This is a genomic window from Streptomyces tricolor (assembly GCF_002155905.1).
Classification (GTDB): Bacteria; Actinomycetota; Actinomycetes; order Streptomycetales; family Streptomycetaceae; genus Streptomyces; species Streptomyces tricolor.
This window is the reverse complement of record NZ_MUMF01000646.1, coordinates 1-10,093: the sequence shown is the minus strand read 5'-3', so window position 1 is coordinate 10,093 and position 10,093 is coordinate 1. Positions and strand designations below refer to the sequence as shown.

At 75.5% G+C, this 10,093-nt stretch carries 5 protein-coding genes, 1 tRNA gene and 2 pseudogenes; 5 read left to right on the top strand and 3 right to left on the bottom strand.

What is annotated here, in order from left to right:
- Positions 1 to 12: 12 nt before the first annotated feature.
- The 4 genes from CCN44_RS36350 to fdh all read left to right on the top strand — a co-directional run bounded on the left by CCN44_RS36350 (position 13) and on the right by fdh (position 6,724).
- Positions 13 to 732 carry a methyltransferase gene (locus CCN44_RS36350; protein WP_059247270.1) on the top strand — a complete coding sequence of 240 codons (720 nt, stop codon included), beginning with the start codon at positions 13 to 15 and terminating at the stop codon, positions 730 to 732.
- Entirely contained in the window at positions 729 to 2,318 is a 1,590-nt protein-coding gene (locus CCN44_RS36345) for an FAD-dependent oxidoreductase (RefSeq protein WP_086702906.1), read from the top strand. Before CCN44_RS36350 ends, CCN44_RS36345 begins: the two co-directional genes overlap by 4 nt.
- 278 nt (positions 2,319 to 2,596) lie before the next feature.
- Complete coding sequence (locus CCN44_RS36340; RefSeq protein WP_086702903.1) at positions 2,597 to 3,382, top strand: HD domain-containing protein; 786 nt, start codon at positions 2,597 to 2,599, stop codon at positions 3,380 to 3,382.
- 72 nt (positions 3,383 to 3,454) lie between these two features.
- Positions 3,455 to 6,724 (top strand): formate dehydrogenase, encoded by a 3,270-nt coding sequence (gene fdh / locus CCN44_RS36330; RefSeq protein ID WP_208639916.1) that lies wholly within the window; start codon positions 3,455 to 3,457, stop codon positions 6,722 to 6,724.
- Positions 6,725 to 6,727: 3 nt separating this feature from the next.
- Here fdh and selD read toward each other — a convergent pair whose 3' ends face one another.
- Positions 6,728 to 7,744 (bottom strand): selenide, water dikinase SelD, encoded by a 1,017-nt coding sequence (gene selD / locus CCN44_RS36325; protein ID WP_086702897.1) that lies wholly within the window; start codon positions 7,742 to 7,744, stop codon positions 6,728 to 6,730.
- A 37-nt stretch (positions 7,745 to 7,781) separates the two neighbouring features.
- Between selD and CCN44_RS36320 the strand changes: the two genes are divergently transcribed.
- Positions 7,782 to 7,874, top strand: a tRNA-Sec gene (locus tag CCN44_RS36320).
- Positions 7,875 to 7,909: 35 nt separating this feature from the next.
- Here CCN44_RS36320 and CCN44_RS36315 read toward each other — a convergent pair.
- Together CCN44_RS36315 and CCN44_RS36310 are read right to left on the bottom strand one after the other, a co-directional pair.
- Positions 7,910 to 9,646 (bottom strand): annotated as a pseudogene (locus CCN44_RS36315) (SelB domain-containing protein); the annotation flags it as partial.
- A gap of 157 nt (positions 9,647 to 9,803) precedes the next feature.
- Positions 9,804 to 10,093 (bottom strand): annotated as a pseudogene (locus CCN44_RS36310) (L-seryl-tRNA(Sec) selenium transferase); the annotation flags it as partial.

The window sequence follows — 10,093 nt, the reverse complement described above, 5'->3', positions numbered from 1 at the left end:
CCTGGAGACCGTATGACCCTGCTGCGCGACGAGGACCTCACCGCCGCCTTCGACCACGCCTCCCGCAGCTACGACGCGCTGACCGCCGCCAACCCCGGCTACCGCGCCCATCTCCGGCGCTCGGTACGGCGGCTCGGCCTGCCCGGCGACGGGGCGGGCCTGCGCCTGCTGGACCTCGGCTGCGGCACCGGCGCCTCGACGGCCGCGCTCCGCGCCGCCCTGCCGGCCGCGCGCATCACGGCCGTCGACGCCTCCGCCGGCATGCTGCGGCGGGCCGCCGCCAAGCCCTGGGCCGGCGCGGTCACGTTCGTACGGGCACCGGCGGAGCGCCTGGCCGAGGCCGGGGTGACCGGACCGTTCGACGCGGTCTTCGCCGCCTACCTGCTGCGCAACGTGTCCGACCCCGACGCCGTCCTCGCCGGCGTGCGCGACCTGCTCGCGCCCGGCGGCCGGCTCGGCGTGCACGAGTACGCCCTCAGCGGGCGCCGCGCCGACCGCGCGGTGTGGACCGCGGTGTGCCGCGGTCTCGTACAGCCGGTGGCGTCCGTCCTCGGGGACGGCCGGCTGTACCGTCATCTGTGGCGCAGCGTCCTGGAGTTCGACACCGCCGACCGCTTCGCCGCCCGGGTCCGCGCGGCCGGCTTCACGCACGTCCGGGCCCTGCCCCTGCCGGGCTGGCAGACCGGCATCGCCCACACCTTCGTCGCCCGCCGCCCGGAGGCCGCCCGATGAACCGGGCCGGTCACCCGGAACACGCCCGGCACGGCCGGGACCGGCGGGCCCGGCTGCTGCCGGCCCGGCCCGGGAAGCCGCGCGTCGACGGTCCCCGTCCCACGACCGCCGTCGTCGGCGGCGGCATCGCCGGTCTCGCCGCCGCCACCGCGCTCGCCGAACGCGGGGTGGCCGTCACGCTGTACGAGCGGCAGCCGTACCTCGGCGGGCGCGCCGGAGGCTGGCCGACCCGTCTCCGGGACGGCACCCCGGTGACCATGAGCCGCGGCTTCCACGCCTTCTTCCGCCAGTACTACAACCTGCGCGCGCTGCTCCGCCGTACCGACCCCGGCCTGCGCCGGCTCACCGCCCTGCCCGACTATCCGCTGCTGCACGCCGACGGGATGCGGGACGGCTTCCGCCGTGTCCCGCGCACCCCGCCGTGGAGCGCCCTGGGCTTCGCCGCGCTCAGCCCGTCCTTCACCGTGCGGGACCTGCGCCGGATGGACCCGGTGGCGGCCCTGCCGTTGCTCGACGTCCGCGTCCCCGAGATCTACGACCGGCTCGACCACATCAGCGCGCACGACTTCCTCGACGCCGTCCGCTTCCCCGCCCGTGCCCGCCACCTGGCGTTCGAGGTGTTCTCCCGCAGCTTCTTCGCCGACCCCCGGGAGCTCTCGGCGGCCGAGCTGGCGCTGATGTTCCACATCTACTTCCTGGGCTCCGCCGAGGGCCTGCTGTTCGACGTGCCCCGGGCGCCCTTCCCGTCCGCCCTGTGGCACCCGCTGGCCGACCACCTGCGACGGCACGGAGCCGAACTGCGCACCTCCACGGCCGTCGACCACATCGCACCGGTCCCGGGCGGCGGCTACCGGGTCGCCACCGACCGGGACGAGCGCTCCCACGACACTGTCGTCCTCGCCCTGGACACCGCGGGGCTGCGCCTCGTCGTGGGCCGCTCGGACCGGCTGGGCGACGCCCCGTGGCGCGAGCGGATCGCCCGGCTGCGCAACGCGCCGCCCTTCCTGGTGACCCGGCTGTGGCTGGACCGGCCCGTGGCCCCCGGCCGGCCGGGATTCCTGGGCACCGGCGGGTTCCCCACCCTCGACAACGTCAGTGTGCTGGAGCGCTGGGAGGACGAGGCCGCGCACTGGGCCGCGCGCACCGGGGGGTCCGTGCTGGAACTGCACGCCTACGCGGTAGGGGCGCGGACGCCCCGGGACGTCGAGGAGAAGCACCTGATCGAGCAGCTGCACCGCGTCTACCCCGAGACGCGCGGGGCCGCGGTCCTCGACGTCCGTCACGAATGGCGCGCCGACTGCCCGCTGTTCCCGGTGGGCGGCTACCGCGGCCGGCCGGCCGTCCGCACCCCGGACCCGGGTCTCGTCGTGGCCGGTGACCTGGTCCGCACCGGCCTGCCGGTGGCGCTGATGGAACGGGCCGCCACCACCGGTTTCCTGGCCGCCGACGCCCTGCTGGAACGGTGGGGTGTGCGGGGCGTGCCCCTGTGGACGGTTCCCGACCGCGGTCGCAGCGCCCTGCTGCGGGGGCTGGCCGGGTGGGCCGGGTCACCCGGGCGGCGCGCCGGGCGTCGTCAGCGGGGTTGAGCGCGGCCCCCCTGCTGCGGGACGCGTGTCTCACCGGGGGCGCGCCGGACCGGGGGACGGCGGAGGCCCGGACCAACGCCAGGAGGGCGTCGCAGAGCTGCGCACGCTGCTGGACGGCCCCGGCGCTCACCGGGGTCCTGTGGTGAAGCGGGTGACGTCGGACCACCTGGCGGTGGCTGGCGAGAATCCGGAACCCTCTGTCATTTCCGCTGCTGTTCCGTCCGTGGCCGCCGTTCCTAGGCTCTCGGCGACAAGCCGTCAGCGAGAGGGACGACCAGATGACCCACGAAGGCAAGGACGGACAGCGGCCCAGCCGGCGCACGGTGCTCCAGCGCGGGGCCGGTGTCGCCGCGGCCGGCGCGGCGACCGCGCTCACCGGTCCGCCCGCCGCCGCGCACCCCCTGCCGAGCCCGCGCTCCGATGCACTGCCCGAGGCGGTGGCCGGCGTCCGGATCCCCGGCAGCGGGCCGGCCCGGCAGGCCGTGCGGCTGGCCCGCAGGGTGTCCTCCGAGACGCTCTTCCACCACGTCATGCGGACGTACGTGTTCGGCGCGCTGCTGTTCGACCGGCGTGGGGTGCGCTACGACCGGGAACTGGCGTTCGTGGCCGCCGTTCTGCACGACCTCGGTCTGGTCGAGGAGTTCCGGACGCCGGCCGAGCGTTTCGAGGTGGACGGCGCCGACGCCGCGCGCCGTTTCCTGGAGCGGCTGGGCATGCCGGCCGAGCGCGTGGAGGTGGTGTGGGACGCGATCGCCCTGCACACCAGCGTGGGGATCGCGACGCGCAAGCGGCCGGAGATCGCCCTGGTCTCCGTCGGCTCCGGACTCGACTTCACCGGCGACGGCCTGGAGCGGATTCCGTCCGACGCCCTGGACGCCGTACTGACGGCGTTCCCCCGGCGGGGATTCAAGCAGGAGGCGCTCGACACGGTGCTGTCGCTGTGCCGTACGAAGCCCATGGCGGAGCTGATGCACCCGTTCGCCGAGGTCGGCCGCCGGCACCTCCCCGGTTTCCCGGTGCCCACGCTGGAGGATCTGCTGCTCGCCGCGCCCTTCGACGAGTGAGCCGGCCACGGCCGAAGATGCCGTGATCGCCCGGGTACGGGAACATCGAGGGACGAGTGGGAGGAGGGCGTCGTGGGCGTACGCACCTGGATCGGCTCCTGGCCGGTCCTCCGGCAGCTCACGGGCACGGATCCGCTCGGCCGGGGCGCCGCGGCGAAGAGCGGGCGCAGCGCGCGGCTGACCCCGCGGGTGGCGACCGCCGACCGGGTGGTGAAGTCCGTCTGCCCGTACTGCGCGGTCGGCTGCGGCCAGAACGTGTACGTCGAGGACGGCGCGGTCACCCAGATCGAGGGCGACCCGGACTCCCCCGTCTCCCGCGGCCGGCTCTGCCCCAAGGGCGCGGCGAGCCTCCAGCTCACCACCGGGGACGCCCGCGAGCACCATGTCCTCTACCGGCGCCCGCACGGCACCGCGTGGGAGCGGCTGGACCTGGACACGGCGATGGACATGATCGCCGACCGGGTGATCGAGGCCCGCCGGGCCGGCTGGCAGTGGGAGGTCGACGAGACCCGCACCCGGCGCACCCTGGGCATCGCGAGCCTGGGCGGAGCCACGCTCGACAACGAGGAGAACTACCTCCTCAAGAAGCTGTTCACCGCGCTGGGCGCGATCCAGATCGAGAACCAGGCGCGCGTTTGACACTCCTCCACGGTTCCCGGTCTGGGAACCTCGTTCGGCCGCGGCGGCGCGACCACCTTCCAGCAGGACCTGCAGAACGCGGACTGCATCGTCATCCAGGGCTCGAACATGGCCGAGTGCCATCCGGTCGGGTTCCAGTGGGTGCTGGAGGCCAAGGCCCGCGGCGCGAAGGTGATCCACGTCGACCCCCGGTTCACCCGCACCAGCGCGCTCGCCGACCTGCACGTGCCGCTGCGCGCGGGCACCGACATCGCCTTCCTCGGCGGGATCGTCAACCACGTGCTCCAGCACGGGAAGTACTTCCGCGAGTACGTCGTGGCCTACAGCAACGCGCCGGTGATCCTGCGGGAGGACTTCCGGGACACCGAGGACCTGGCCGGCGTCTTCTCCGGGCTGGACACCGGCACCCGCAGCTACGACAACGCCAGCTGGCAGTACGCGGGCACCGAGCAGCAGGCCGCCTCCGGCGAGCGCGACCAGGAGTACGAGGAGCGCACCGGCGGCGGCCGTTCGGTGGCCGAGGCGGCGCGCGGCGAGGCGCACGGTGCGGGCGGCGCGGCGATCGGCGAGGGCGAGCCGGAACGGGACGAGACGCTGACCCACCCGCGCTGTGTGTTCCAGGTGCTGAAGCGGCACTACGCCCGCTACACGCCCGACCTGGTCGAGCGGGTCTGCGGGGTGCCCCAGGACCTGTTCCGCCAGGTGTGCGAGCTGGTCACGGAGAACTCCGGGCGCGACCGGACGACGGCCTTCGCGTACGCCGTCGGCTGGACGCAGCACACGGTGGGGGTGCAGAACATCCGGGCGGCCTCCGTGCTGCAGACCCTGCTCGGCAACATCGGCCGGCCCGGCGGCGGCATCCTCGCGCTGCGCGGGCACGCCTCCATCCAGGGTTCGACGGACATCCCGACCCTGTTCAACCTGCTGCCGGGGTACATCCCGATGCCGCACGCCCACCAGAACCAGGACCTGGCGGCGTTCGTCGCGGCCGAGGCGGCCCGCAAGGGCTACTGGGGCAACATGCGCGCGTACCTGGTGAGCCTGCTCAAGGCGTACTGGGGTGACGCGGCGACGCCGGAGAACGACTTCTGCTTCGACTACCTGCCGCGGCTGACCGGTTCCCACTCGACGTACGAGACGACGATGGCCCAGCTGGACGGCGTCTGCAAGGGCTACTTCCTGCTCGGGGAGAACCCGGCCGTGGGCAACGCCGACGCGAAGCTGATGCGGCTCGGCATGGCCAACCTGGACTGGCTGGTCGTCCGGGACTTCTCCCTCATCGAGTCGGCGACCTGGTGGCGGGACGGCCCCGAGACCGAGACCGGCGAGCTGCGCACCGAGGACATCCGCACCGAGGTGTTCTTCCTGCCGGCCGCCGCGCACACCGAGAAGGACGGCAGCTTCACCAACACCCAGCGGCTGCTGCAGTGGCACCACCAGGCGGTCGAGCCGCCCGGCGAGGCCCGCAGCGAGCTGTGGTTCGCCTACCACCTGGGGCGGATCGTCCGCGAGAAGCTGGCCGGGTCCACCGACGAGATGGACCGGCCGGTGCTCGACCTGGCCTGGGACTACCCGACGCGGGGCCGGCACGCCGAGCCGGACGCGGAGGCGGTCCTCGCCGAGATCAACGGCCGCGACGCCGAGGGGAATCCGCTCTCCTCCTACGAGCAGCTGAAGCCCGACGGCTCGACGGCCTGCGGCTGCTGGATCTACTGCGGGGTGTACGCCGACGGCGTCAACCAGGCGGCCCGCCGCAGACCGGGCCGGGAGCAGGACTGGGTGGCGGCCGAGTGGGCGTGGGCCTGGCCGGCCAACCGGCGGATCCTGTACAACCGCGCCTCCGCGGACCCCGAGGGCCGGCCGTGGAGCGAGCGCAAGGCGCTGGTGTGGTGGGACCCGGACAAGGGTGCGCGGGGCGAGTGGACGGGACACGACGTCCCCGACATCGAGAAGGACAAGGCCCCGGACCACGAGCCGCCCGAGGGCGCGACCGGTCCGCAGGCCCTGTCCGGCACGGACCCGTTCCTCATGCAGGCCGACGGCAAGGCCTGGCTGTACGTGCCGTCCGGGCTCACCGACGGACCGCTGCCGGCGCACTACGAGCCGCAGGACTCCCCGTTCCCGAACCTGCTCTACGACCAGCAGCGCAATCCGGTACGGCAGTTGCTGCCGCCGCACCCGGACAACCGGTACCAGCCGAGCGGCGACGAGCCGGGCGCCCGGGTGTTCCCGTACGTGGCCACCACCTACCGGCTCACCGAGCACCACACGGCGGGCGGCATGTCCCGCTGGCAGCCGTATCTGGCGGAGCTGCAACCGGAGTTCTTCTGCGAGGTGTCCCCACAGCTGGCCGCCGAGCGGGGCCTGACGCACACCGGGTGGGCGACGATCGTCAGCGCGCGGGGGGTCGTCGAGGCGCGGGTGCTGGTCACCGACCGGATGGTGCCGCTGACCGTGCACGGCCGCCCGCTGCACCAGGTGGGGCTGCCGTACCACTGGGGTCCGAACGGCCGCAGCACCGGGGACGCGGCCAACGAGCTGCTGCATCTGTCCCTGGACCCGAACACGCACATCCAGGAGACGAAGGCGTTCGCCGTCGACATCCGTCCGGGGCGACGGCCGCGGGGCGAGGCGGCCCTGGCGCTGGTGCGGGCGTACCGGATCCGGGCGGGCATCGACGAGCGGACCGGGACCGGGCCGTGAGCCCTACCGGAGGACCAGGGAGTGCGGTCCGCGCGGCACCAGCTCCCCCACCACCGGCGCGCCCGGCAGCTCCCCGGCGACGAGCAGCCCGCCGGAGGTCTGCGCGTCGGCGAGCAGCAGCCGGGTGTCCGCGTCGGTGGCACCGAAGTCGGTGTGCGGCGCGACCCATGCCAGATTGCGCCGGGTGCCGCCGCTGACGTACCCGTCCCGTACGGCCTGGCGGGCGCCCTCCAGGCAGGGGACCGCGGCGGTGTCGACCACGGCGGTCACCCCGGAGGCGCGGGCCAGCTTGTGCAGATGGCCGAGGAGGCCGAAGCCGGTGACGTCGGTGGCGCAGCGGGCTCCGGCGGCCAGGGCGGCCTCGGACGCCTCCCGGTTGAGGGCCGTCATCGTGGCGACGGCGTGCTCGAACCGCTCGCCGGTGGCCTTGTGCCGGTTGTTCAGGACGCCGGTGCCCAGCGGTTTGGTGAGGGACAGCGGCAGTCCGGGGCGGCCGGCGTCGTTGCGCAGCAGCCGCTGCGGGTCGGCGAGGCCGGTGACGGCCATGCCGTACTTGGGCTCGGGGTCGTCGACGCTGTGCCCGCCGCCGACATGGCAGCCCGCCTCGGTGGCGATGTCCAGTCCGCCGCGGAGCACCTCGCGGGCGAGGTCGAACGGGAGCCGGTCGCGGGGCCAGGCGAGCAGGTTGACGGCGAGCACGGGCCGGCCGCCCATCGCGTACACGTCGGACAGGGCGTTGGCGGCGGCGATCCGGCCCCAGTCGTAGGGGTCGTCGACGACCGGGGTGAAGAAGTCGGCGGTGCCCACCACGGCGGTGCCCCGGTGTGTGACCACGGCCGCGTCGTCGCCGGTGGCGAGGCCGACGAGCAGCGGGGTGTCGCTGCCGGGGAGCGGCGGCGCGGTGAGCCCCGCCACCACCTGCTCCAGCTCGCCGGGCGGGATCTTGCAGGCGCAGCCGCCGCCGCGGGCGAACTGCGTGAGCCGTACGGGCGCCTGACGGGTCGCCGGTGTCGCTGTCATACCGGTGGTCTCCTGGAGCAGTAGCCTGACGAGCGGTGGAGGCGTGTGGGTGCCTGGTGGCCCTCCCGGTCTTCAAAACCGAGGGGCCCGAGGATCTCGGGCCGGCAGGTTCGATTCCTGTCCGCCTCCGTTCACCGCGTCGGTACGGCAGCGCCGGCGCCGGTCGTCGACGCGCTCGGTGTGCCCGCGGGCGTCCAGGAACTCCAGCAGCGGTACGGCCACCCGGCGGGTGGTGTCCAGGGCACGCCGGGCCTCGCTGAGCGTGAACGGCTGGGGCAGTGCGCGCAGGACGGCGGCGGCGTCGGCGTCCGCGCCGGGCAGCAGGACGATCCCGTCGGCGATGCGCAGCAGGGCCCCGGCGGCCGCCGCGGCGGCCACGGTTCGGCGGTCGAGCCCGAGTTCGGTGAGCCGTCCGGCCTCGGGGGCCCGGAAGGGGGCCCGGGCCAGGTCGCGGCGCAGGGCGTCGACGGCCGCGCGGACGGGTGCCGGCAGGGCGGGCCGGAGGCTGTCGGCGGGGTACAGCCGGCCTTGGCGGGCGTGGATCCGGGGCAGCGCCGCGGCCAGTGCGTCGACCAGGGCGCGGTCGGGCAGGGCGAGCAGCCGGCGGGCCGCTTCGGCGGGCAGTCCGGGGTCCAGCGGATGGGCTTGGGCGTGGGCCAGCACCTGGTCGGCCAGCCGGTCCCGCAGGGCGCTCCAGTGCGCCGGATCGGCCAGCCAGTCCCCGGCGACGGGCTCGCCGGGCACCGGGACGCCCATCGCCCGCAGGTCGGCGCGCCGGATCAGCTTGCGGCGGCGCAGTTCGGCGGCGCCGTCCGGGCGGCCGGTCATGGTGCCCAGTTCGGCCGCGCGGGCCCGGCCTGCACCGCGCCGGGTCAGCCGGGGCGGGCGGACGTCGAGGACGGTGACCCCGCGGGGCAGGCGGGTGCCGCCGGGTTCCCGGAGCACCGCCCGGTCACCGGCCCGCAGGGGCAGCGCCCGGCGGAGCGTGAGCCGGGCGGTGTCCCGGCCGAGGGGGCGCACGGTCACCGGGACGGCGGCCGTCCCGATGTGCAGGACGGCGCACCGGGGCACCCCGGCCGTCGGCTCCCCGGCGATCCGTACGTCGGCGGCCTCGGTGCACAGCCAGCGGCCGGGGGTGAGCAGCGCCTGCCCCCTGCACAGGCCGCCGGCGCCCGGACCGTGCACGTTGACGGCGACACGGGCCACCGCGCCGACGGCCGTCCGCTCCTCGTGCAGGCTCTGCAGGCCCCGCACCCGCAGCACGGCCGACCCGTCGGCGGTGACCAGCCGGTCGCCGACGCGCAGGGTGCCCGCGCCGAGGGTGCCGGTCACCACGGTGCCGTGGCCGCGGACGGTGAACGCCCGGTCGAGCCAGAGGCGTACGTCGGCGTCCGGGTCGGGCGCGGGCAGAGTCGCCGCCAGCCGGGACAGTGCGGCGCGCAGCTCGTCCAGTCCGGCGCCGGTGACCGCGCTGACCGCGACCTGCGGCACGGTGCCGAGCGAGGTTCCGGCCAGGCGCTCGACGGCGTCGGCGCGTACCGGTTCCGGGTCGGCGAGGTCGCTGCGGGTCACCGCGAGGACGGCGTGCCGGACGCCGAGCGCGTCGAGCACGGCCAGGTGCTCCGCGGACTGGGGCTGCCAGCCCTGGTCGGCGGCGACGACGAACAGCACGGCGGGCACGGGACCGGCACCGGCCAGCATGGTCGGCACGAACCGCTCGTGCCCGGGTACGTCCACGAAGGCGAGGTGGTCGCCGCCGAGACGGGTCCACACGAAGCCCAGATCCAGCGTGAGGCCCCGGCGGCGTTCCTCCTCGTAGCGGTCGGGCTCCATGCCGGTGAGGGCGCGGACCAGCGCGGACTTGCCGTGGTCGACGTGACCGGCGGTGGCGAGGACCCGCATCACGCCCGCCCTTCGGCGGGGGCCGGCGCCGTCTCGTCCGCCTTGCCTCGGGGGGCGGCGTCATGGTGCCCGCCCTTCCGGGTTCGCCACCGGGTCTCGCCCGCCTCTTCCCGCGGGCCGGCCTCGTGTCGCCCGCCGTCCCCGGTCGCCCGCCTCGTCATGCCGTCGGCCCCTCGGCGCCGGTCAGGGCCGAGCGCACGGCCTCGGCGAGCCGGTCGTCGTCCTCCGCCGGCACCGCCCTCAGGTCCAGCAGGCAGCGCCCCGCCTCCAGGCGCCCGACGACCGGGGTGCGGCCGGTGCGCAGCGCGGCGGCGTACGGCTCCGGCAGGGAGATGGCCGCGCTGGGCAGGGTGACACCGGGTGCGCCCCCGCCGCCGACCGTGGCGGTGCTCCCGACCGGCCGTACGTCGATCCCGTCGGCGGCCAGCGCGGCGGCGAGCCGGTCGG